Genomic DNA, 23,196 nt, shown 5'->3' with positions numbered 1-23,196 from the left:
TCCATGTAAGGATATCATAACGATTACCTAGTCACCAATGCCTGTTTCGAGAAATTGAAATAATGATCAGCGTTATTGTAACAGATATTCTCAATCATACCGCCTAACAGTTCCATATCATCCGGGGCTTCTCCATTCTCTACCCAAGAACCTACAAGATCACATAGAATTCTTCTAAAATACTCATGTCTGGTATATGATAAAAAGCTTCTGGAGTCTGTTAACATTCCGACAAACTGGCTAAGTACACCTAGATTAGCAAGCGTCTTCATCTGTTCCAGCATGCCATCCTTGTTATCGTTGAACCACCATGCCGTCCCGAATTGAATCTTCCCTGGAATTCCGCCGCCTTGGAAGCAGCCCATTAAACCAGCAATGACATGGTTATCATTTGGATTCAGCGAGTACAAAATCGTCTTAGGCAGCGCATTCTCACGATCCAGCGCATCTAACAGACCTGCCAGCGGTTTAGCAATCACGCCATCATTAATCGAATCATAGCCGGTATCAGGGCCGAGTCGTCCGAACATTACGCTGTTATTATTACGTAGCGCATGGATATGGAATTGCATCGCCCAATCCAGCTCGTTGTACAATTTGCCAAGGAATACTAATGTGAACCCTTTATATTTCTTTTCTTCTCTCTCACTTACAGTGCCTTCACGAAGAGCTTTGTTGAATATAGCCGTAGCTTCCTCCAAGGTAGCAGGCTCAAACATTACTGCATCCAAAGCATGATCGGATACACGGCCCGCTCTGGCATGGAAGAATCTCACTCTGCTCTCCAATGCTTCTAGAAACTGACCATAATTCTCAACATCCATTCCTGAGACTTCGCTTAGCTGGGCTACCCAAGGCTTAAAGGTAGGACGATTAATCTCAAGGGCTTTATCTGGACGAAACCCCGGAACTACGCTGGCATCGAATCCACTCAAGCTGCTGATTTTTTCATGATATTCCAGAGAATCTACTGGGTCATCGGTGGTGCATACAACAGTTACTTTCGATTTAACAATTAGATCTCTCGCTCCATATCCTTCACCTTGCAACTGTCTGTTCACTTCAGCCCAAATCTTCGGAGCATTAGCCTCATTTAGCAAATCATATACTCCAAAGAAACGCTGCAACTCAAGATGTGTCCAATGATAGAGCGGATTCCCGATAATCTTAGGAACGGTTCTAGACCATGCCAAGAACTTTTCATAGTCACTAGCATCACCAGTAATGAACTTCTCCTCTACACCATTTGCCCGCATCACTCTCCATTTGTAATGGTCGCCATACAGCCAAGCTTCGGTAATATTGTTGAACGTCTTGTTCTCATAGATCTCTTGAGGACTGAGGTGGCAATGATAGTCGATAATAGGCATATCTTTCGCATGATTATGAAACAGCTTAATGGCGGTTTCACTCGACAACAGGAAGTTCTCATCCATGAATTTTTTGCTCATGAGGTTTGCTGCTCTCCTTTATAATCATAATGGGAGTTACAATTAATTTAACGTGAACATTTTTCGAATCATGATATTTTAACTCAGTTATTTCTTTGAATTATAATAATTTCGTTGCTACATATGTTTAAATTGTTCACGTTAACATTATCTCTCTTATTGTAAACGTATTTTTAAAATGCGCAAGCCCTTTTCGAAAGACATTGTTACAGTTATTTCAACAGCACCCAGCTTCCTGCTACAAAAAAAAGCAGGCGACCTTTAAGATAAGGATCACCTGCTTGAATTCATTCCGATTAAATTTAGTTATATTAACTACCCAAGTTTTCGCTCCAGTCATGTACCATTGTGCCTTCAAGGTATTTCTCAGCGTCCATTGCTGCCATACAGCCAGTCCCTGCTGCGGAGATCGCTTGACGGTAACGGGTATCCTGTACGTCGCCGCAAGCGAATACACCCGGAATGTTCGTCTCGGTAGTACCTGGATTTACTACAATATAACCATTGGTATCGGTCGTAATCTGACCGCCCAAGAATCCGGTATTCGGCGTATGACCAATAGCGACAAACACGCCGTCCGCTTCGATGAGTTCTTCAAGCCCTGTAACATTGTTGCGAACCGTCAGTCCCTTAACTCCAGACTCGCCGGTTGTTACTTCAAGCGGTGTACGGTTAAGTGCCCACACAACCTTACTGTTATCGCGTGCGCGGTCCTGCATAATTTTTGAAGCTCTGAGCTCATCACGACGATGAACCACGGTTACGCTAGAAGCAAATCTTGTTAAGAAGCTGGCTTCCTCCATCGCAGAGTCTCCACCACCGACCACGATAATCTTCTTGTTCCGGAAAAAGAAGCCATCACAAGTAGCGCAAGTGCTGACCCCACGGCCCACATTCTCCTGCTCCCCTGGTATTCCTAAATATCTGGCAGAAGCACCGGTAGAGATAATTACCGACTCTGCCTCTAATACACCCAAACCATCTACTGTCACTTTAAATGGACGCTGTGAAAAATCCACTGAATCCACCCAACCATTCTTGAATTCAGCACCAAAACGTTCAGCCTGCTTCCGCATGTTGTCCATTAAATCCGGGCCGAGAATCCCTTCGGGAAAACCTGGAAAGTTCTCCACTTCCGTTGTCGTTGTCAGTTGTCCACCTGGCTGCATCCCTTCAATTACAAGTGGGTTAAGGTTGGCACGTGCCAGATAAATAGCAGCAGTAAGCCCGGCCGGGCCTGTTCCGATTACAATCGTTTTGTACATAACAGTGGCCTCCTCACAATAGGGTTTATGCATCAAGAATTTAGATATTTTCAGTAAACGGGGGAAGACTGTCGCTCACACTTCCCTGAAAACTACATTCATCATCGATACGCCGAGCATAACGACTGACCATCGACACGGATACGTCATAACGCTGAGCTACCTCGCGGTAGGTGACTGGAAGGTTATGCATTTTTGCGATCAGATATTCTAAAGCAGCACACCAGCCTTCCGTTTGACGGATAAAAGGAACATCTGGATATATGCTACTCACGAATTGCTTCCAAAGTAATTCAGCATCTTTTTTCTGGACGGCATCAAATCTCCGGTCCATCATACTTACCGTCTGGTCGATGACTTTTTGCCAATCTTCTCTCCATTCGGGCAATCCCTTCAGACGCGCATTAGAAGTTTCTTTGGCTTCCTGAAGTACATTTTCCTCCGGAACACTACCAATCAGTCGCTGCAGGCTCAGAAGCGCAGCTTCCTGCAGCTTTTCTTCCTGCAATGGCTGTTGCTTCAGAAGTCCTTGTAGAATCTCGGACATTTCTTCATCCTCAATCCAGCGCAGAGCTTCCGTAACCTGAAGCTTCGTATTGGCATCACCGTAGCGAAGTGCCCAGAAGAAGGAAGATCGAAGCAGTGGATTATTCCGCACCTCTTCAGCAAAGCTGCCTTTGTTGTCTTTCCACAGCTTCAGCTGCTCTTGAAAGGGGAGCTGATAGTTGTAACTGATTGGAGACAACGCCTTGCCTTCCCCCTGCGCTTGCTGCAGTTGGGCCAGAAAAAATCTCGGCACAGCCGATTCCGGATCCAGCTTAGCAGCTTTTTGCCAGCAACGCTGAGCCTCTGCATAGAGACCGCTATTACTTGCTGCTGCCGCACAGTAATGGTACAAACTGGCGTCACCGCCGACTTCCTCATCTTTCAGCAGGCGCCGAAAATGACCATAGGCGGTTCTATGCCGTCCCAGAATCCCCATCGTAGTGGCCATCTTGAATAAATGCTCCTGGTGAAAAGGAATAGTCGTCTCTAGCAGACGTAATAATCCAGCCAGTTGCCCGCGGTCACCTTCATACTGCAAAAAGATCGCCAAGTTACAAAGTGCGTGCAAATTCCCAGAGTCCTGTTCAAGCACCCGCATAATGCATTCTTTGGCTTTGGTAAAACGACCCATATAGAAATACGCAAGGGCTAGGTTGTTATGCGCCGCCAAGAAGTCTGGCGTATTGCTCACAATCTCTTCAAGCAAAGTTACGGCTTGTGTAAACTTGCCTTCTTCCAACAGCGCTCGGGCCCGCTCATGCTCTATTACCCCTTCCCGGCTTCTAATCCGGATAAGTGGTGCAGGACGATCGAGCTCATATTGCAGAAGTTCCATCAACTCTTCCGATTCGGCCAGAAATTCACCGTTCACATCTTCTTCGAGATAAGTAACAAGTGAGCGTTCTGCCTCCTCATAGCTTTCCATATTGGCGAAGTTGTTAGCCATATAGAAATAACATTCCGTCATTCCAGGATCAATATTCTCCAGCACATGGGTCAAAATGTCGTTAGACGCCTCATAATTACCCATCTCTGATAATACGCCTGCTACGTTACAATGATTTACCGGGTTCTCCGGTTCGTACTCTACAGCTTTGCGAAAATTCTTTAATGCCTTATCATATTGAAAGCGATCCAAGGACCGAACGGCTCTTTCAAAGAAAAAATTGGCATTCAGAGTGACAGGAATAACATTACCATTCTCCTCATACTCTGAAGTTCTCTCCATCATGGAAGCAAGGCACCCCCTTATAAGAAGCTTCCTTTTATACTAACGAAAAAATAGGAGGACGGTGCCCAATGGGGTATACCGGAGCTCCAAACTTAATCGCTATTCCGTTCCCTTTATGGGTGCGGCTATCTTCACACAGTATACCACATGTGACCGCGAGATTCTCAAGTTGAGAAAGACTCTACCACTCCACAAACAGCAACTTTTTCACATAAAAATAAAAAAGACGGGGAATTAAATTCCCGCGTCTCTGAAAAGCTTATCGATCGAACCGCCCTCAAGAATAATACGTGTAGCTTGTGCAAGCATCGGTGCCACCGATAAGACCGTAAACCGACTTGAATGATCATCTGGCAGCGCAATAGAGTCAGTAATGACCACTTCCTGAACAGAGGGATGGTCAAGCCGCTGCAGCGCAGGTCCTGAGAACAATCCATGCGTTGCACAGACGATACTGTCCTTCGCACCTCTCTCTTTCAGACCCTCAACCACATTCACGATGGTAGTCCCTGTATCAATCAGGTCCTCGATAATAATCGGTGTACGTCCCTCGACATCACCAATGACATGAGTGATTACAGATTCATTATGGGCTGGACGCTTCTTGATCATAATGGCAAAAGGTGAATCCAGCTTATTTGCCAGCTTCTCAGCCATAGATGCACGTCCTGCATCCGGAGAAACAATGACCAAATCAGACATAGCCTTGGCCTTCAAATGGCTGCTGATCAAATCGAGAGCAGTCAAATGATCGACCGGAATGTTGAAAAATCCTTGAATTGCCGCTGCATGCAAATCGATAGTGATTACACGGGTTGCGCCCGCGGTCGTAAGTACATCAGCTACCATCTTAGCCGAGATCGGTTCACGAGGTGCAGACTTACGTTCCTGTCGAGCGTATCCATAATACGGCACAATAATGTTAACTGTACGTGCTGATGCCCGTTTAGCAGCATCTATCATCACGAGCAGTTCCACGAACATCTCATTAATGGGATGGGAAAGGGATTGCACCAAAAATACGTCGCAGTTCCGGATGCTCTCTTCGTAATGCACGTAAATCTCGCCGCTCATGAAACGGGTCAGCTTAATCTGCCCCAATTCAACACCAAGTCGCTCTGCAATATCTGCCGCCAGCTTTGGATTCGACGAACCGGAAAAAATACGTAATTGTTGATGATGCATAATACCCTCCTGCGGATTATAAATTATAGTTTGAACGGAACAGTGGTACGACGGCGTCCCTCAAATACAGCCAGCTCACGGAAGCCTGTGTGCCAAAGCATGCTACGTGCCTCTTGCAAGCCGTCACCAAGCTTGGCAGGGTCATGTGAATCCGAGCCGAGCGTAAGTGGTATACCGAGCTTAAAAGCCTCCTGTAGCAGATGTTCCGCCGGGAACATCTCAGCACATGGCTTGGTAAGTCCTGAAGCATTCAGCTCCATGGCAATTCCGCTATCCGCTATAACCTTTAAGGTTTCCAGCTCCAGCATTCTCACCTCTGCTTTACCTTCTGGTGTCTGAGGACCATAGCCGAACCGTTTAATAACATCCATATGTCCTATAATATCATATAATCCTGATAACGCCGACTTCTTTACAGCATCATAATAAAGGTGATATACCTCTAGTTCATCCTTGCCTTCCCAGCCATCAACTTGTCGATAATCCGTGATATCCCACTCCCCGAGAAAATGCACAGAGCCTATCAGATAATCCCATGGGTAAGGAGATAAAATCTCACGAATTTGATCCTCGTAGCCTTCAATATAATCTGCTTCCAGCCCTACCCGCAGGTCTATGACTCCGCGGTAGCGTTCCTTCAGCGTCAGGCATTCCTCCACATAACGAGGCAGTTCAGCCATTGGCATGGCCATTTCAGGGTAATAGCTAGCAGGATCAACATGGATGAGCGGCAAGTGGTCGGATAACCCTAGCTGCTGAAGACCAAGCTGTATCCCACGCTGCACATACTCCTCAAGCTTGCCCACGGCATGACCGCAGCGCTCATGATGCGTGTGGTAATCGATATGCATCCGTCAGTTCCCTCCCTAGTACTGGTCCCGGCGTGGGCGCTCGTGGCGGGTACTCAACTCTTCCATGATTTCATCCAGCGGAAGCTTGCGCTCCTGTAGCAGTACTAGTAAGTGATAGATCAGATCACTAACTTCAAGACGCAGCTCGGCATTATCTTTATTTTTGGCGGCAATAATCGTTTCAGAGGCTTCTTCGCCTACCTTCTTAAGGATCTTATCGACACCTTTATCGAACAAATAAGTTGTATACGCGCCTTCCGGACGCTCTACTTCCCGCTCAGCAATCACGCGCTCCAGCTCACCTAGAACAGCAAAACGCTCACCATCCGTAAGGCTAGTAGCTAACGATTTCTGAGACTCCTCGGCTTGGTTATTCAAAGGAATGTCACGGAAAAAGCATGACGTAGCTCCAGTATGGCAAGCTGGTCCTTCAGGGACAACCTTCACGAGCAGTGTATCACTATCGCAATCATAGGATATGGAAGTAATCGCTTGTGTATTGCCTGAGGTTCCACCTTTGTGCCAAAGCTCGCTGCGTGAGCGGCTCCAGAACCAGGTCTGGCCACTTTCCAACGAGAGCTGCAACGATTCCGAATTCATATAAGCAACCATCAAAACTTCTAGTGTGTTAGCATCCTGCACAACGGTAGGCACCAACCCCGCTTCATTCCAGCGAATGCCGGCCAGCGCTTCTTTTTGGCTAATGGATGTATTCTTTTCTGTTTCGCTCATCGGATCTCTACCCCTTTTTGCTTCAAGTCAGCCTTTAAGTCGTTAATGGCAATCTCTTTATAGTGAAAAATGGTCGCCGCCAGTCCCGCATCGGCTTTCCCTTCCGTAAATACATCGTAAAAATGCTCCTTCTTTCCAGCGCCGCCAGAAGCAATCACAGGAATACTAAGTAAATCGCTTACTGCTGAGGTCAGCTTCAGGTCGAAGCCATCTTTCGTCCCATCTGCATCCATACTTGTGAGCAAAATCTCGCCTGCACCCAGCTTTTCAGCTTCCTTGGCCCAGGTCAGAGCACGGATACCAGTGGGCTTGCGACCACCATGTGTATACACTTCCCATTCACCAAATGCCTCGTTATATTTAGCATCTATTGCTACCACAATACATTGAGAACCAAAACGGCGTGCACCTTCCAGAATTAACTGTGGGTTAGTGATAGCAGCCGTATTAATGCCGATTTTGTCTGCGCCTGCACGAAGAATCCGCTTCATATCATCAGGTGTAGAGATCCCGCCGCCCACTGTAAAAGGAATGGCGATTTCACCTGCGGTCTGCCGCACAACCTCAATCATGGTCGCCCGGCCTTCTACGGAAGCCGATATATCGAGAAACACAAGCTCATCTGCACCCTCACCGTCATACAGCGCTGCCAGCTCTACCGGATCTCCGGCATCACGCAGATTCACAAAGTTAACGCCTTTGACTACCCGTCCGTCCTTAACGTCAAGACAGGGGATGATACGTTTTGCTAACATTATTAATCCCCCTTTCCATGTGTTTCCCTAAAACATTTTGATCCCCCTAAATCCCGCTCCACTCACTCTATAATCACTATGTTCCCACGATTCTTGCTCCTAGTAGGACGACGGACTCGCGACAACCGCAAGACCAAATTCATATAGGCGATCTGTGGGCTTGCGCTCATGATATAATCGGTTCATTTAATTGCACAATGTGCAGTTATTTCACCGTCCGTCCAGCAAGCCCTCCGTTAGCTAAAGGATTCTGAATTGGAACAATAGTTGTATGAAGTACACCTATACTATCAAAGGAATAATGCCCAACCTGCCGCTTAATTAACTTATTGCAGCAGATTCCACATCAGGCTTTAGCTGAAACCACCTTAGTCGCTCAATAGCTTAGTGGCTTATTAGCCTAGTTCAACGTTCTATTGCATTCTGTACAATAGAATCGACCTCAAACAATCTAATTGTGCCGTCTGTTGCATTTCGTGCAATAGATTCCTGAGAAATCCACAAAAATAAGAGCTTTGAACTGTTTGGATTGTACAAAGTGCAGTCAGATAAGCATTCAGCTTCTTTAAGCAGCTTTCTATTGCACAAAATACAACCAGCACCCCTAAATATGATTTTCACAGAGTAAGAACGAGTTAATTAGTCAGGTTCGTCAACTAACGCACATACTCAGCACTACTTCTGCCCGAGCGCCTGCAAAGCTTTGGAAAGATCAATATTGCCCGTGTACAACGCCTTGCCAACAATAGCTCCGCCCACACCGCTGCCGCTGTGTACGTTCAGACGTAACAGATCATCAAGACTGGTGACTCCGCCGGAGGCGATCACCGTTTTACGGCTGACCTTCGCCATGGACACAATGCCCTCCACGTTCGGACCCTGCATCATCCCGTCGCGGGAGATGTCGGTGTAAATGAACGTCTCGGCTCCTTTTGCAGCCAGTTCCTTAGCCAGATCCTCAGCACGTACCTCAGAGGTGTTCAACCAGCCATGTGTCGCAACATAACCGTTGCGCGCATCAATGCCGATAGCTACTTTATCACCGTATTTAGCCAATACCGCTTCGGTAAAAGCATGATCGTTAATCGCAGCAGTTCCGATAATAACCCGACTAACGCCAAGCCCAAGCAATTTTTCCACGTCCGCAAGATTACGAAGGCCACCGCCCACCTGAACAGGCACATTAGCATTAGCAGCAATAGCGCCGATAATCGCATCATTCACAGGATGACCTGCTTTCGCGCCATCTAAGTCCACCAAATGAATGAACTTTCCGCCCTGCTCTTCCCATGATTTTGCCACCTCCAGTGGGCTATCATTGTATATCGTTTCCTGACTGTAATCCCCTTGTTGCAGCCTGACACATTTTCCATCCCGGATATCAATCGCCGGATATACAATAAAAGAAGACATTTGGCGCTCCCCACTTTCGTTACATTATATTTATAGCGTAGCTTACGCCCGCTCTCCCTTTAATTTCAAAAAATTTCCCAGCAGCTTGATGCCTAGCTCCCCGCTCTTCTCCGGGTGGAACTGCATGCCGAACACATTATCTTGCCCCACAATAGCTGTGACTGGGTAACCATAATCGGTGACAGCCAGCAGATCACTCTCATTCGCTACAAGCGCATGATAAGAGTGCACAAAGTACACATGACCCTCATCAAGATCTGCAAAAAGCGGACTTTGCGGCTGCCTAAAGCTCAGCTTGTTCCAACCCATATGCGGCACCTTATAGCCATCTCTAGGAGCGAAACGCACCACCGAGCCTGAGAGAATATCAAGTCCATCATGGCTGCCATGCTCTTCACTGCTACTAAACAGTAGCTGCATACCAAGACAGATCCCAAGCAGCGGCTGGGTTCCAGCAGCTACCTGTTTGACCACTAGATCCAAACCGCTTTCCCGCAGCTGCTCCATCGCATCGCCAAATGCACCGACACCAGGCAGAATGACACTATCAGCAGCAAGAATTTGCTCGGCTTCCCCCGTCACTATACACTCATAACCGAGACGTTCTACCGCCTTGCTCACACTGTGCAGGTTGCCCATGCCATAATCGACGATTGCAACAGTCATGCTACAGCACTCCCTTCGTAGAAGGCACACCCTTCACGCGTGGATCAATCAGTGTCGCTTCATCGAGTGCCCGTCCGAGCGCCTTGAATACAGCCTCAATCATGTGATGTGTGTTAGAACCGTAGTGTACGATCACATGCAGCGTAATCCGAGCTTCCAGCGCGAACTTCCATAAGAATTCCTGAACAAGCTCCGTCGAAAAGCTGCCCACCTGCTGTGAAGGATACGTTGCGCGATATTCAAAGTGTGGGCGATTGCTGATATCGATCACAACCTGCGCCAACGCCTCATCCATCGGTACAAAAACACTCGCATAACGTTTGATTCCCTTTTTATCACCCAGTGCTTCGTGCAGCGCTTGACCTAGGCAGATCCCGATGTCTTCAACCGTGTGGTGATCATCAATTTCGATATCTCCCCGCGCCTGTACTGACAGGTCAAACTGGCCGTGCTTCGTAAATAGGTCCAGCATATGATTCAGAAAAGGAACATCCGTCTCCAGCTCGGAAACTCCACTTCCATCTACGTTAAGAGACAGCTTGATATCCGTCTCGTTTGTTTTACGGCTTAATCCTGCTTGGCGCAAGGCCTGTTCATTATTGTTCTCCATATCCGTCTCCACCTTTTCCTTCGTTCTTGAGTCGAATCTCAATGGCTCGTGCGTGGCCTTCTAACCCTTCGCGACGCGCCAGCTCTATAATGGTCTTTCCATCCCGCAGGAGGGCTTCTTTACTGTAATAGATCAGACTTGATTTCTTTATAAAATCATCCACATCCACTGGCGATGAGAAGCGTGCCGTACCATTGGTCGGGATAATATGATTCGGTCCGGCAAAATAGTCGCCCACAGGCTCCGAGCTATACGCTCCCAGGAAGATCGCCCCAGCATTCTCGATGCTGCCCACAAGGCCCATTGGATCCTCGACAACAATCTCTAGATGCTCTGGTGCCAAACGATTCACTACGGAGATTCCCTCCTCCATAGATTCCACAACAATGATCGCCCCGTAATTTTCTACGGATGAACGGGCGATCGCCTGTCGCGGCAGCTCCTGTAGCTGACGCTCCACTTCAGCAGCCACGCTATCCGCCAAGCTCTGCGATGGCGTGACTAGAATCGCCGAGGCCATCTCGTCATGCTCGGCCTGCGAGAGCAGATCCGCTGCGACATAGGCCGGCTCAGCGGTCTCATCTGCGAGCACGACAATTTCGCTTGGTCCCGCGATACTGTCGATGTCCACGGCACCATATACCTCGCGTTTCGCTAGCGCAACGTATATATTGCCGGGCCCACATATCTTATCTACCGGCGCTATGCTCTCCGTCCCAAAAGCCAAAGCAGCTACCGCCTGCGCTCCGCCCACACGGTAGATTTCATTCACACCTGCTTCTGCAGCAGCAACCAGGATGTAAGGATCAATCCCTTCTTTGCCGCCGGTGGATGGCGGGGTTACCATAACGATCTCCGGCACGCCTGCGATCTGTGCAGGGATCACGTTCATCAGCACCGAGGAAGGATAAGCTGCCTTACCACCAGGAACATATACCCCTACCCGCTTCAGCGGACGAATAATCTGTCCCAGAATCGTGCCATCGGGCTGAAGATCCATCCACGAATTCCGTTTCTGTCTAGCATGAAAAGCCCGGATATTGGCTGCAGCCGCTTGAATAGCGGATACGAAAGATTCTTCTACCCGGCCATACGCCGCCTGAAGCTCTTCCGGCGTTACCCGCAGCTGATTCAGCGTGAGCGTGACCCGATCAAATTGCTCCGTGTAGCGAAGAAGCGCCGTGTCTCCTTCTTTTTTAATCGCGAATACAATTTCCTTTACCGCCTGATTTTGCTCTGGCGTTCCATACTCGACTTCTCGCTCTAGCTTAAAATCCTTGCTCGATACAACCTTCATCGCTGGTTCCTCCCTTTACCCCTTAACATCTGTCACCTACCGCAAATTTGGTTCCCCTATAACCGCCTGTAGTCGGTCACACAGCTGCTGTATCTCTTCATTTTTCATCCGATAGCTCACACGATTGGCCACAAGACGGCTCGTAATTTCGAATATGCTCTTCATTTCAATTAATCCGTTATCCCGCAGCGTTTGGCCCGTCTCTACCATATCCACGATACGATCAGCGAGACCAATCAGCGGCGCAAGCTCAATTGAACCATTCAGCTTCACGACTTCAACCTGCTGTCCCTGCTCCCGGAAATACTTTGATGCCACATTCGGATATTTCGTAGCTACACGCTGCTGAATCCCCGGCTGCCAGTTCGGCAATCCAATGATTGACATCCGGCATCGAGCGATGCCAAGATCAAGCAGCTCATATACATCACGATCTTCCTCCAGCAATACGTCCTTGCCCACGATTCCAATGTCGGCCACACCATATTCTACATATGTAGGTACATCTACTGGTTTAGCTAATATAAACTCCATGCCTGCCTCAGGCAGCGGAATAACAAGCTTGCGGGATGCCTCACCATCCGGTGGAATCGGGAGACCTGCCTGGCGGAACAGCTCAGCAGCCTTTTCATAAATCCGACCTTTTGGCATAGCGACCTTCAAAATCTGTGCCATCGTTAAGTTGCCTCCTTTTCCATTTCCATACAAAATTTATCTTAACCGCTCACTCTTACTAGCGATATCTCAGCCATGTTCACTTACAAAAGATACAAAGGTATAGATTTCGCCGTACCGCATACCATCTGCTTCGATCGTATCCGTATCTAGACGCTTCACCGTTTCAAGCTCTTCTGGACCTGCTGCTAGTCTAGTCACTACTGCGTGCCCTTCCGACCGTAAGCGTGTTGCCTCTTCCAGACCTTCTTTTCTGCGAGTAGCATCATATTGGATCAAGATAGGCAGCTCTTCCTCTTCGCTCGATCCAGCCACACCATCGAGAATACGATTCGTTTTTAAAGAAAAACCTGTAGAAGGGATCGGACGTCCAAACTGCTGAAGGAGATTATCATATCTACCTCCACTACATACCGGAAACCCTAATTCCGCTGCATAGCCTTCGAAAGTCATCCCTGTATAATAAGAGAAGTCCCCGATCATCGTCAGATCGATCAGCACATGCTGTGATACGCCGTAAGAGACCAGTACCTCCCACACCTTGCATAAATGATCTATTGAATGACGGGCAAGCGGATGATCGCTAAGCTCCAGCGCCTGTCCACAAATCTCCTTGCCTCCACGCAAACGTAACAGTCCATCCAGTTCATTCTTCTGAGCTTCCGTCAGATCCAGCCGGCGTAAGGTCTCCCGAAAAGAGACGTAGTCACGGCCCAACAAATGGCTTTTGAGCTCCTCCTGAGCCTCCGGCAATTGTGGAAGTGCCTCTTGAAATAATCCATTCAGAAAGCCTACATGCCCCATAGCGATTTTAAAAGATTTCACACCCGCAGCCTGCAAAGATGAAATTGCGAGCGCCACTACTTCAGCATCAGCCTCAGGTGAATCGTCACCTACCAGCTCGACCCCTGTCTGGAAAAACTCCGCTTCCCGCCCTGCTTCTTCCTCAATGGCACGGAAAACATTAGCGTGATAGGACAACCGCAATGGCAATGGCTCATCCTTTAATAAAGATGCCACAACACGGGCAACCGGAGCTGTCATTTCAGAACGAAGCACTAGCGCCTGACCACGATTGTTGAGCAATTTATAAAGCTTTTGGTCGGACGTAGAGCTAGCCACGCCAACTGTATCGTAATATTCTAGCGTCGGAGTCATCATTTGCTGATAACCCCAGCGACTCATGCAATGCAGTACATCATTCTCAATTTTGCGTAATTTCGTTACGGCCCGGGGCAGATAGTCCCGAACGCCAGACGGCTTCTCAAATCCCTTTGGTTTGGACATCTTCATTGTTCACCTCGTCAGTTATCATTAGATACTGTTTATATTTACTTTACTATGGTAAAGTGGTAGCAAATTAAAGTATTTTCAATATCGTATCATGGTCACTGCTTTTTCGTCAATCTAACGGGGTAAAGCTATGACTTCCATTCTAATGCTTGTATGCTTAAAGCTTGTCTACCTAGGTTGAATTGTTCACAAAGAAAATCTAAATCAAACACTTATGTACTTCGAACCAATACTTGGGAATTCCTTTATTTTGCCTCCACGTTTATCCAATACTATAATGAGCTAATATGATTGTACTTCATAATTCTGTAATTAGTGTTCTAAAAATCTACTTACAACTAGAAAGAAGGGCTAATGCGTGACTAAATCCTATATGATTGGCGTTGATATTGGAACTACAAGTACCAAAGCAGTTCTCTTCGAGGAAAAAGGAGCCATAGCTGCACAAGCTAATGTAGGATATCCCTTACATCAGCCCTCACCCTCAATAGCGGAGCAGGACCCAGAACAAATCCTGAGTGCAGTCTTCCATACTATCTCTAAAGTTATGCGGCAAAGCGGTGTATCTGCGGATGAAATCCTATTCGTATCCTTCAGTTCAGCCATGCACAGTGTCATTGCAGTTGATAAACTGGGTAAGGCCCTAACTGCCTGCATCACATGGGCTGATAATCGCAGTGCCGGATGCGCACTTCGTTTGAAGGATGAGCTAAACGGTCATGAATTGTATCTACGCACAGGTACACCTATACACCCAATGTCTCCGATCACCAAGCTAATGTGGCTTCGTGAAGAGCAGCCTGACGTATTCCAGCAAACCTATAAATTTATTTCCATTAAAGAATACATATTCGCAAGATTGTTTGGCGAATACGTCATCGATCATTCCATTGCCTCTTCCACAGGCATGCTCAATCTAGAGAATCTAGAGTGGGATAAAGAAGCTTTAGAGATTGCTCATATTACAGCGGATCAACTCTCGCGGCTTGTTCCCACCACGCAGATCATGCAAGGGCTGCTCCCTGGTCTAGCTGAGGAACTTCTGCTGCTCCCTACAACCCCATTTGTTATTGGCGCCAGTGACGGCGTCCTGTCCAATCTCGGCGTAGGTGCAATTGAACCCGGTGTAGTGGCCGCTACGATTGGTACGAGTGGAGCAATTCGTACCGTAGTGGATCACGCGCTCACCGATCCCAAAGGACGGACCTTCTGTTATAACTTAACCCCAAAACATTGGGTAATCGGAGGACCCGTCAACAATGGTGGTATGCTGTTCCGTTGGGTAAGGGATGAGTTCGCGGCCTCTGAAGTTGAAACCGCCAAACGACTAGGCATTGATCCTTACGAGGTTCTGACTCGTATTGCAGAGCAAGTTCCTGCGGGAAGCGGTGGACTTTTATTCCATCCTTACTTGACTGGAGAACGGGCGCCGCTGTGGAATCCGGATGCCCGCGGCTCCTTCTTTGGCCTTTCTATGAACCACCATAAGGAGCATATGATTCGATCAGTACTAGAGGGCGTAATCTTCAATATGTATATGGTTCTCCTTGCTATGGAAGAACAAATCGGACGCCCAAGCAGAATCCTTGCCACTGGCGGATTCGCCCGCTCCTCAGTGTGGCGGCAGATGATGGCTGATATCTTTGATCAGGAGGTTGTCATTCCGGAGAGTATCGAGAGCTCCTGCCTCGGTGCGGTTGTACTTGGCCTTTATGCTACGGGTCGTGTAGATTCCTTTGATGTGGTGTTTGACATGATTGGTTCAACCTATAAGCATGATCCATTGGATGAACATACCAAAATATACAAGCAGCTACTGCCGATCTATATTTCTGTCTACCGTAGTCTCGAAAGCCAGTATCAAGCCATTGCAGAATTTCAGCGAGAACAAGCTGGAGAATAAGGCAAAAATAAAAAGCGTCGGTTTGCCCTCATATGTGGGCAAACCGACGCTTTTATATTTCCTTGCAATAGACTATGCACTTTTTGATTCTGCTTTTGCTTTCTGTGGACCCGAGCCGAAGATGATCCAAGCCGATTTAATATATCGGAAGGCAAAGGCCACTACCACCCATGAACCTAACAACGCAAAGAGCCAACCCCCAGCAATCGCTGCGGTATATGCAAGAGAACCCCCGTGAAACGGTAATTTTCTATAGAAAAATAGCAGTAACGGATGCAGTAAATAGATTCCGAAAGAGCAAGCTCCGGCAGATAACAACAGTCTTGTGAGCAAGCTTCGGCCCGCTCCGTACAATAAGAAGGAGACTTGTAGCAACACCACACAAGAGAGTAGCGCATGAAGGTTAGAGAATCCCTCATACCATAAACTATTGATGACTGTTTTCTTCGTATAGTTGTTAAACCATAGCTCAACTTGAACAACCCCAGCTACGATCCACAACAACCACAACGTAATCCATACCGGACCTTTACCGGCGCGCCAGCCTTCACGTGAAGGTACCAGCCATTTTTTCAAAGAAGGATAATATACTGCAATCCCAGCACCCAGCAAGAAATACGAGAAATAAGTGATTGCCAGACTCCCCTTGGACAACTGCCAATACCCGTTATTAGTCATGTATTTATTCAGCAACACAAAACCCCATTGTAGAGCCAATCCGATTAGCGGTGCCCAAGCCGCCAGACGACGAACCTTTTGCAGACACCACAGAATGAGTGGAAACAATACGTAGAACTGAATAATGATAATAATATAATACAAATGCGTGTATGCTGTTCCTGTCCACAAATACTTCCAAAGCTTAGAAGCCATCTCCCCTGGAGGTAAACTCCATGTATGTCCCGCCGTCATTTTTAATGCAAAATACAACAGTGAAAATAGTACATAAGGCACGATAATATAAAGCAGCCTTCTACTGTAGAACTTCCCCAGCGTCTTTCCACCCAGAGGACGATCAATATAGTTATAGAACAGCACGAACCCACTCAAAAATATGAATGAAGGTACAGCAAACTGGCTGAATTTATTAATAAATAAGAACGGATGAAACATGTTTGTACCTAGTGTCTCCGCCAACGTTCGCGAAGTAGCATGAATAGCTAGCACTGCAAAAATAGCAATCGCTCGAAAAATATCCAGCTGCGGAATTCTTTCTTTTTGTCTCATTATCTTTCCTCCTGTTAAGCTCCGCATCAAAATGATGCCTAATCAAGTATTAACCTTCCTCATCTCCTCCGAGGCATGTCCTGACTTTACCTTGGAACTAGACTCTAGAGACCGAGGAACACTTCCCAAGAAGATCCATGACTTAGGAATTCGGCGAAAAGCAAACTGCACCATGAACCAGCTTCCTCCCAGTGCAACTACAAGTCCTCCATAGATGAAGAAAACATAAGTTAGCGATTCCAAGGGAATATGATATCGGAACCTGCGATATATCGCCAGCAATAGCGGATGAATCAAATAAATTGCAAATGACAACTCACCTAAACGAGTCAAGAAAGCAACGATCACACGAGGGGCCTTACGATAAAGCAAAAATGCAGAGTACATCAGAACCAATGCTGATAACATCGTATGGACATTCCATAATAGCTCGTACCACAGCGAATCCGTCCACACCCCAAAATGGCGGGCTACATACCATAGCTGCACATGGATAAAGGCTGCAATTAACCACAAGCTTACTAATAGGGCAGTCCATCTTTTTTGCTTGGCAGCCAGCTCACTCCATGGCTTTATCAGCCACAGCTTCACCTTCTCAAAGTGAATGGCGATATAAGCACCCATCATATAATAAGCTAGGTAGGAGATTGCCAAGCTCCCTTTTTCAACAATGTGCAGTTCGTACTTATTCCAAAAAATAAAACCCCACTGAAGCGCCAAACCCATCGGTATCGCCCATTTCATTAAGAAGCGGGAACTCTGCAGTAGCTTAAGCAGCACTGGAAAAAGCAAATAAAACTGAATGCTAATAAAGACAAAATACAAATGCGCATATGCGGAACCCGAGAATAACGCTCTAGAAAAGCTTAACAAGTTATCTCCAAGGCTCTGCATCAATCGTCCGTTCACATATAGAGTTAGTGCATAATAGCCCATAGAAGCTAGCAAATAAGGCAGTAAGATATACTTTAATCGTCGACGGTAGAAATTAATGATCAAGCTACGTGTCACAGGACGACCATAATAATTATAAAACAATACGAAGCTGCTAAGGAAAATAAATGAGGGCGTACCGAATTTAAAGAAAATGTTAATCCAGTTCAGCCAGTAATAATAAGGTGAATGCAGTGCCTGCTCTCCAGCAGCAAAAGATGAGGCATGCACATGCAGCACTCCTAATATAGCTAGAGCTCTGAAAATATCCAGCTGGGGCAGCCTTTCCTGTCTCACAGTATTCATATTAAATTCCTCTTCTCTACTATGATGGTTGTTCATAGAGACGCTAAGCGGAATGTGGAAACTGAACATACCAGGAAGTCTGCACTTGCTGAATTTACATTCTGATATTTGACGCTGAATGCCTAGCGTGGGATTTACGTGATTACTAAGGTTAATTATACCGCCTACATCCGAATAAAAAACTTAAGAAGATCTTAAAGTTTTCTTAATATGCTTCTCCAAGACGCAAGAAACCCTGCAGATCCTGCGCTAAAAAAACGCAATATGAAACTGCAGGGTTTACGAAGCATCTTTTACACTTGTTCCGAAGAATCTTCCGATGAAGCTGGACGTAGCTCTCGCAGTGGATTGCCTCCTACAAAAGAGCCAGCCGCCACATTCTTGTGTACTACTGATCCTGCGGCAACAACTGCCCAATCACCGATGGTTACACCGGGAAGAATCGTTGTATTCGCGCCAATCAATACATTTTCACCAATCACTACTTCTCCCAGGCGATACTCCTTGATTAAATACTCATGCGCCAATATCGTCGTGTTATAACCGATAATAGAGTTCTCACCCACCGTTATTTTTTCCGGAAAAAATACATCCACCATCGCCATCAGACCGAAGGAGGTATGCTTGCCTACCTTCATCCCGAGAATCTGACGATAGATCCAGTTCTTTAACGGTAGAATCGGGCAATAACGGGCAATCTGAATAAAAATAAAATTGCGGACACCCTTCCACGGGCTGACCGTACGGTAAATGTACCAAAGTGAGTTATGACCTTCTACAGGATATCGGGTTACGTTTCTCACGATTCACTCGTTCCTCGCTCCACAATTTCTATAATATCCTTCATGTTATGGATGATATAGTCGGGATCATACTTGCGGAGAGTCTCTTCGCCTTTTAAAGACCACGATACTCCAGCCGCATATACACCAGCAGCTTTTGCTGACTGAATATCAACCGTACTGTCACCCACCATAAGAGTTTTACGAGGATCAACGCCAAGGTTATTGACTGCTGTCAGAACAGGCTCTGGATGTGGCTTTGGTTCAGTAACATCGTTCACCGTCACAATCGTATCCATGTACTTTAGCAAATCAAACATCTCAAGCGATTTAATCGTTGTTGGACGAATTTTTGTAGTCACAATCCCCAATTTAATTCCACGACGTAAGAGCTCTTCCATTGTTTCATTCACTTGAGGAAAGGGACGTACTAACTCATCGTGATGTTCATAATTATAAGAACGGTAGGATTTCTCAAGCGCACCACTTACATCCTCAAGTCCAGAGAAGACTCTCATCTGTTGCTGAAGGGTTGTGCCCATATGCGGAATAATCACTTCCCTAGTGAGTGGAGGTAGACCATTGTCCTTCAGCGCGTACATGAACGAACTAATAATTAGCTCATTCGTATCGACAATCGTTCCATCTAGATCAAAAAGAACGCATTCTATCATAAGCTTTACTGCTCCTTCTTATCTCCATCCGCAGGCTGTCCTTGCTCAGGTTGAGCCCCGTGACGAGCTTTCTGCGGTGTATTTACTGCGCTTTCAGGCACTATGGTATCTGCTTTGATCGGTTTAGTACATACGATAGGATCAGAATAATGTGCTTTAGGCTCTCCGGTGACCCTACGAATAATGATAAGCAGTACAGCTGCGACGATGATCAGTAGAGCAAGCAGCTGAGAAATACGGATATTTCCATAGCTTGGGTCCAAGTATCCTTGCTCAAAACCTAACCATTCCATCGGTTTCCACAATCCGTTCATAAAGGATGCCAAGCCTGCACTTCCATTAAAGGCCAAGCTGTCCGTACGTATGGCTTCAATGAAGAAACGACCGATGGAATACCATATAAAGTAAGACATGAAGATCTCACCGGCTCGCACAAACTTCTGACGACGAAGTAGCATTAGTAGCGCGATACCCAGTAAGCTCCAAAGAGATTCATACAAGAAGGTCGGATGATGAAAAGCATCCCCTATGTACATTTGGTTCACAATGAAGTCCGGTAAATGCAGTTTATCCCGTAAAAAAGACTCTTCAACCACGCTGCCGTATGCCTCTTGGTTGACAAAGTTTCCCCAGCGTCCAATCATTTGACCCGCAAGTAGTCCAGGTGCACAAATATCAACGATACGCCAGAAGGGGTAGCCTTTATAGCGGAAATAAATAATCCCGCAAATAATGGCTCCAATTAACGCACCGTAAATGGCGATGCCACCATTCCAGATCTTAAAGACATCTATTAAATTATCCTTATAATCCTCCCATTTAAACGCTACAAAGTAAATCCGTGCCCCAATAATGGCCGAAGGCACACCTAGCAGCAGCATATCCATAAAGAATTCTTGTGGTATACCAAACCGTTTGCCCTCGCGGATCGCAAGAAATAACCCCGCGAGTGCACCGAAACCTAGTATTAATCCGTACCAGTGTACTTGCAGTGATCCAATTGAGAAGAAAATAGGATTTAGTGCCAATGGGAACATTCTCTCACACTCCTAATCGAGATCATCCATATCTTCAGATATGGTCGCAGTTAGCTTATTCGTGAACTGCAGGGCTGCATTAAAGCCCATTTGTTTCAGGCGATAGTTCATCGCTGCAACCTCTATAATAACTGCAAGGTTACGTCCTGGGCGTACGGGAATCGTTACAAGCGGAACATCTGTGTCAATAATCCGTGTCGTTTCCTCATCAAGTCCAAGTCGATCATACTGCTTGTCTTGCTGCCATGCTTCCAATCTAACAACAAGTGTAATCCGTTTATGATTACGAATGGCACCCGCACCAAAAAGTGTCATTACATTAATGATACCTACTCCACGGATCTCCAGTAAATGACGGATTAACTCAGGGGCTGTACCATGCAGCTGGTTATCTGAAGTCTGACGGATTTCTACGGCATCATCAGCAATCAATCGATGACCGCGTTTTACAAGCTCAAGGGCTGTTTCACTTTTACCAATCCCACTACTACCCGTAATTAGCATACCTACACCATATACATCACAAAGTACGCCATGAATAGTCGCCGTAGGAGCTAATTTTCCTTCTAGAAAGCTCGTCAAACGGCTGGAAAAAATAGTCGTAGCCATCGAGCTGCGAAGCACAGGAAGGGCCTTTTCATTACTTATGTCAATTAACTCCTGAGGCACTTCCAAACCACGTGTAATTACAATACAAGGTGTGTTATCATTACAAATTCCACGAAGTCGACTTTTCCGCTCAGCTTCGGGCAGCATGGAGAAAAAAGCGAGTTCTGTTTTGCCTAGCAATTGAACACGTTCTTCTGGATAATATTCAAAATAACCAGCAATCTCTAGTCCAGGGCGATTCAGGTCATCGACCGTGATGGGTCTCTTTAGACCTTCCTGGCCGGAAATAACCTCTAATTGAAAATGCTGTACCAATTCAGATACTTTTACTTTCTTAGCCATGTAATTTCGTCCTTTCGTCACCTGCGGTATTTGTCCGCTTACTGCGTCCGGTTGGCAGCGATCTCTTTACATTCCGGAGGTAATTCTCCTGCTATCTTAATTGATAACGCTTATGAATGCAATCTTAGCGCCTAACCAAACAGGGGCCATCTAAACAATAAAGCCACCCTTTCGGGTGGCTTTATCAAGAGAGAAAAGATCTTTACAATCTTATCCCAACAAAATGTTAGCTTCGGATTCTTTATCAAAGAAGTGAATTTTGTTCATATCAATAGCCAATTTAGGCTTGCTGCCTTCGCGAGTAGTGGAACGTCCATCTACACGAGCGATTACAGTAGATTTACCAAGGCCGCTCAAGTAAAGGAGCATTTCGTGACCAAGGTTTTCAGTAACATCAACCAATGAAGTGAAGATTGTGTTCGGGGAAGCTTCCAAGAATACTGGCTCTTCATGGATATCTTCTGGACGAACGCCCATGATTACTTCTTTACCGATGTAACCTTTGTTGCGGATGATTTGAGCTTTTCCGCCTGGTACTTCAACGTCAAGGTTCTCAGCACGGAAACGGATAGAACCGCTCACTTCGGACAAAGTACCATTGATAAAGTTCATTGTAGGGGATCCGATAAATCCAGCTACGAACAAGTTTGTAGGTTCATTGTACAACTCTTCAGGGGAAGCTGCTTGTTGAATGATACCATCATACATAACTACGATGCGATCACCCATTGTCATAGCTTCTGTTTGGTCATGCGTTACGTAGATACAAGTAGTTTCAAGGCGCTTAACCAGTTTAGTGATTTCAGCACGCATTTGACCACGAAGTTTAGCATCCAAGTTGGAAAGAGGCTCATCCATCAAGAAGACTTGTGGATCACGTACGATAGCGCGTCCCAAAGCGACACGTTGGCGTTGACCACCGGAAAGCGCTTTTGGTTTACGATCTAGCAAATGCTCGATATCAAGAATTTTAGCAGCTTCGCGAACTTTCTTGTCGATTTCATCCTTCTTCACTTTACGAAGTTTCAAACCGAAAGCCATGTTTTGGTATACGCTCATATGCGGATACAGGGCGTAGGATTGGAATACCATCGCGATATCGCGGTCTTTAGGTGCAACGTCATTAACTACACGATCGCCAATGTACATTTTACCTTCGGAGATTTCTTCCAAACCAGCGATCATACGCAAAGTTGTGGATTTACCACAACCGGAAGGTCCAACCAATACTAGAAATTCCTTATCTTTAATATCAAGATTGATATCGATTACTGTTGCTTTATCTGAACCCGGGTATTTTTTGAAAATATGCTCTAAACGTACGCCTGCCATTGTATTTCCCCCTCGAGTTAATTATTAATTAGTTAATATAAAAATTCTGTTTCCTTGTACATTTATATTACCCCAGTCGGG

At 46.3% G+C, this 23,196-nt stretch carries 21 protein-coding genes; 1 reads left to right on the top strand and 20 read right to left on the bottom strand.

The window, feature by feature from the left end; genetic code table 11:
- Positions 1 to 23: 23 nt before the first annotated feature.
- From uxaC to MHI27_RS00775, 13 genes are all read right to left on the bottom strand, one after another.
- Positions 24 to 1,451, bottom strand: coding sequence for a glucuronate isomerase (gene uxaC / locus MHI27_RS00835; protein ID WP_405175373.1), 1,428 nt, complete (start codon positions 1,449 to 1,451; stop codon positions 24 to 26).
- A 311-nt stretch (positions 1,452 to 1,762) separates the two neighbouring features.
- The gene (trxB, locus tag MHI27_RS00830) at positions 1,763 to 2,716 is read right to left on the bottom strand and encodes a thioredoxin-disulfide reductase (RefSeq protein ID WP_076299975.1); all 954 of its coding nucleotides are present in this window, start codon (positions 2,714 to 2,716) and stop codon (positions 1,763 to 1,765) included.
- Positions 2,717 to 2,756: 40 nt separating this feature from the next.
- Positions 2,757 to 4,493 carry a tetratricopeptide repeat protein gene (locus tag MHI27_RS00825; RefSeq protein WP_076286824.1) on the bottom strand — a complete coding sequence of 579 codons (1,737 nt, stop codon included), beginning with the start codon at positions 4,491 to 4,493 and terminating at the stop codon, positions 2,757 to 2,759.
- Positions 4,494 to 4,727: 234 nt separating this feature from the next.
- Complete coding sequence (locus MHI27_RS00820) at positions 4,728 to 5,678, bottom strand: ribose-phosphate pyrophosphokinase (protein WP_042123288.1); 951 nt, start codon at positions 5,676 to 5,678, stop codon at positions 4,728 to 4,730.
- Between the two features lie 23 nt (positions 5,679 to 5,701).
- Positions 5,702 to 6,529 carry a histidinol-phosphatase HisJ gene (hisJ, locus tag MHI27_RS00815; RefSeq protein ID WP_405175372.1) on the bottom strand — a complete coding sequence of 276 codons (828 nt, stop codon included), beginning with the start codon at positions 6,527 to 6,529 and terminating at the stop codon, positions 5,702 to 5,704.
- A gap of 15 nt (positions 6,530 to 6,544) precedes the next feature.
- On the bottom strand, positions 6,545 to 7,261 hold the full coding sequence (gene hisIE, locus MHI27_RS00810) for a bifunctional phosphoribosyl-AMP cyclohydrolase/phosphoribosyl-ATP diphosphatase HisIE (protein ID WP_340973647.1): 717 nt from the start codon (positions 7,259 to 7,261) through the stop codon (positions 6,545 to 6,547).
- A complete protein-coding gene (hisF, locus tag MHI27_RS00805; RefSeq protein ID WP_405175371.1) occupies positions 7,258 to 8,016 on the bottom strand; it encodes an imidazole glycerol phosphate synthase subunit HisF in 759 nt (252 codons plus the stop codon). Before hisF ends, hisIE begins: the two co-directional genes overlap by 4 nt.
- 675 nt (positions 8,017 to 8,691) lie before the next feature.
- Complete coding sequence (hisA, locus tag MHI27_RS00800; protein WP_405175370.1) at positions 8,692 to 9,429, bottom strand: 1-(5-phosphoribosyl)-5-[(5-phosphoribosylamino)methylideneamino]imidazole-4-carboxamide isomerase; 738 nt, start codon at positions 9,427 to 9,429, stop codon at positions 8,692 to 8,694.
- Between the two features lie 42 nt (positions 9,430 to 9,471).
- Positions 9,472 to 10,095, bottom strand: a complete 624-nt coding sequence (hisH, locus tag MHI27_RS00795) for an imidazole glycerol phosphate synthase subunit HisH (protein WP_341050929.1) — start codon at positions 10,093 to 10,095, stop codon at positions 9,472 to 9,474.
- Position 10,096: 1 nt separating this feature from the next.
- The gene (gene hisB, locus MHI27_RS00790; protein WP_036687073.1) at positions 10,097 to 10,705 is read right to left on the bottom strand and encodes an imidazoleglycerol-phosphate dehydratase HisB; all 609 of its coding nucleotides are present in this window, start codon (positions 10,703 to 10,705) and stop codon (positions 10,097 to 10,099) included.
- On the bottom strand, positions 10,692 to 12,002 hold the full coding sequence (gene hisD / locus MHI27_RS00785; RefSeq protein WP_405175369.1) for a histidinol dehydrogenase: 1,311 nt from the start codon (positions 12,000 to 12,002) through the stop codon (positions 10,692 to 10,694). The genes hisB and hisD overlap by 14 nt, the downstream gene beginning before the upstream one ends.
- Positions 12,003 to 12,038: 36 nt before the next feature.
- Positions 12,039 to 12,677 (bottom strand): ATP phosphoribosyltransferase, encoded by a 639-nt coding sequence (gene hisG / locus MHI27_RS00780; RefSeq protein WP_042123270.1) that lies wholly within the window; start codon positions 12,675 to 12,677, stop codon positions 12,039 to 12,041.
- 69 nt (positions 12,678 to 12,746) lie between these two features.
- Positions 12,747 to 13,964: an ATP phosphoribosyltransferase regulatory subunit gene (locus MHI27_RS00775; protein ID WP_042193089.1), complete on the bottom strand. Its 1,218-nt coding sequence runs from the start codon at positions 13,962 to 13,964 to the stop codon at positions 12,747 to 12,749.
- A gap of 379 nt (positions 13,965 to 14,343) precedes the next feature.
- On the opposite strand from MHI27_RS00775, the gene gntK reads away from it, so the two are divergent.
- Entirely contained in the window at positions 14,344 to 15,873 is a 1,530-nt protein-coding gene (gntK, locus tag MHI27_RS00770; protein ID WP_405176675.1) for a gluconokinase, read from the top strand.
- 72 nt (positions 15,874 to 15,945) lie between these two features.
- Here gntK and MHI27_RS00765 read toward each other — a convergent pair whose 3' ends face one another.
- From MHI27_RS00765 to MHI27_RS00735, 7 genes are all read right to left on the bottom strand, one after another.
- Positions 15,946 to 17,100, bottom strand: a complete 1,155-nt coding sequence (locus MHI27_RS00765) for an acyltransferase (protein ID WP_405175368.1) — start codon at positions 17,098 to 17,100, stop codon at positions 15,946 to 15,948.
- 42 nt (positions 17,101 to 17,142) lie between these two features.
- The gene (locus MHI27_RS00760) at positions 17,143 to 18,339 is read right to left on the bottom strand and encodes an acyltransferase (RefSeq protein WP_405175367.1); all 1,197 of its coding nucleotides are present in this window, start codon (positions 18,337 to 18,339) and stop codon (positions 17,143 to 17,145) included.
- 293 nt (positions 18,340 to 18,632) lie between these two features.
- Complete coding sequence (locus MHI27_RS00755) at positions 18,633 to 19,142, bottom strand: acyltransferase (RefSeq protein WP_405175366.1); 510 nt, start codon at positions 19,140 to 19,142, stop codon at positions 18,633 to 18,635.
- Positions 19,139 to 19,795, bottom strand: coding sequence for a pyrophosphatase PpaX (ppaX, locus tag MHI27_RS00750; RefSeq protein WP_405175365.1), 657 nt, complete (start codon positions 19,793 to 19,795; stop codon positions 19,139 to 19,141). The genes MHI27_RS00755 and ppaX overlap by 4 nt, the downstream gene beginning before the upstream one ends.
- 5 nt (positions 19,796 to 19,800) lie before the next feature.
- Positions 19,801 to 20,832, bottom strand: coding sequence for a prolipoprotein diacylglyceryl transferase (gene lgt, locus MHI27_RS00745; RefSeq protein ID WP_341059075.1), 1,032 nt, complete (start codon positions 20,830 to 20,832; stop codon positions 19,801 to 19,803).
- A gap of 12 nt (positions 20,833 to 20,844) precedes the next feature.
- The gene (gene hprK, locus MHI27_RS00740; protein WP_042183988.1) at positions 20,845 to 21,783 is read right to left on the bottom strand and encodes an HPr(Ser) kinase/phosphatase; all 939 of its coding nucleotides are present in this window, start codon (positions 21,781 to 21,783) and stop codon (positions 20,845 to 20,847) included.
- 210 nt (positions 21,784 to 21,993) lie between these two features.
- On the bottom strand, positions 21,994 to 23,115 hold the full coding sequence (locus MHI27_RS00735; RefSeq protein WP_042123255.1) for an ABC transporter ATP-binding protein: 1,122 nt from the start codon (positions 23,113 to 23,115) through the stop codon (positions 21,994 to 21,996).
- Between the last annotated feature and the right edge of the window lie 81 nt (positions 23,116 to 23,196).

Source organism: Paenibacillus sp. FSL H8-0261, from assembly GCF_045040645.1.
GTDB lineage: Bacteria > Bacillota > Bacilli > Paenibacillales > Paenibacillaceae > Paenibacillus_AQ.
Note: the sequence above shows the minus strand (reverse complement) of the source record. Positions and strands in the feature narration are given on the sequence as shown.

Coding starts and splice junctions, on each gene's coding strand:
- MHI27_RS00735 (WP_042123255.1), bottom strand. CDS start 23,115: ATGGCAGGCGTACGTTTAGAGCATATTTTCAAAAAATACCCGGGTTCA.
- hisJ (WP_405175372.1), bottom strand. CDS start 6,529: ATGCATATCGATTACCACACGCATCATGAGCGCTGCGGTCATGCCGTG.
- hisA (WP_405175370.1), bottom strand. CDS start 9,429: ATGTCTTCTTTTATTGTATATCCGGCGATTGATATCCGGGATGGAAAA.
- hisH (WP_341050929.1), bottom strand. CDS start 10,095: ATGACTGTTGCAATCGTCGATTATGGCATGGGCAACCTGCACAGTGTG.
- uxaC (WP_405175373.1), bottom strand. CDS start 1,451: ATGAGCAAAAAATTCATGGATGAGAACTTCCTGTTGTCGAGTGAAACC.
- hisF (WP_405175371.1), bottom strand. CDS start 8,016: ATGTTAGCAAAACGTATCATCCCCTGTCTTGACGTTAAGGACGGACGG.
- hisD (WP_405175369.1), bottom strand. CDS start 12,002: ATGAAGGTTGTATCGAGCAAGGATTTTAAGCTAGAGCGAGAAGTCGAG.
- trxB (WP_076299975.1), bottom strand. CDS start 2,716: ATGTACAAAACGATTGTAATCGGAACAGGCCCGGCCGGGCTTACTGCT.
- lgt (WP_341059075.1), bottom strand. CDS start 20,832: ATGTTCCCATTGGCACTAAATCCTATTTTCTTCTCAATTGGATCACTG.
- MHI27_RS00820 (WP_042123288.1), bottom strand. CDS start 5,678: ATGCATCATCAACAATTACGTATTTTTTCCGGTTCGTCGAATCCAAAG.
- MHI27_RS00775 (WP_042193089.1), bottom strand. CDS start 13,964: ATGTCCAAACCAAAGGGATTTGAGAAGCCGTCTGGCGTTCGGGACTAT.
- gntK (WP_405176675.1), top strand. CDS start 14,344: ATGATTGGCGTTGATATTGGAACTACAAGTACCAAAGCAGTTCTCTTC.
- hisIE (WP_340973647.1), bottom strand. CDS start 7,261: ATGAGCGAAACAGAAAAGAATACATCCATTAGCCAAAAAGAAGCGCTG.
- hisG (WP_042123270.1), bottom strand. CDS start 12,677: ATGGCACAGATTTTGAAGGTCGCTATGCCAAAAGGTCGGATTTATGAA.
- hprK (WP_042183988.1), bottom strand. CDS start 21,783: ATGGCTAAGAAAGTAAAAGTATCTGAATTGGTACAGCATTTTCAATTA.
- MHI27_RS00760 (WP_405175367.1), bottom strand. CDS start 18,339: ATGAATACTGTGAGACAGGAAAGGCTGCCCCAGCTGGATATTTTCAGA.
- ppaX (WP_405175365.1), bottom strand. CDS start 19,795: ATGATAGAATGCGTTCTTTTTGATCTAGATGGAACGATTGTCGATACG.
- hisB (WP_036687073.1), bottom strand. CDS start 10,705: ATGGAGAACAATAATGAACAGGCCTTGCGCCAAGCAGGATTAAGCCGT.
- MHI27_RS00765 (WP_405175368.1), bottom strand. CDS start 17,100: ATGAGACAAAAAGAAAGAATTCCGCAGCTGGATATTTTTCGAGCGATT.
- MHI27_RS00825 (WP_076286824.1), bottom strand. CDS start 4,493: ATGATGGAGAGAACTTCAGAGTATGAGGAGAATGGTAATGTTATTCCT.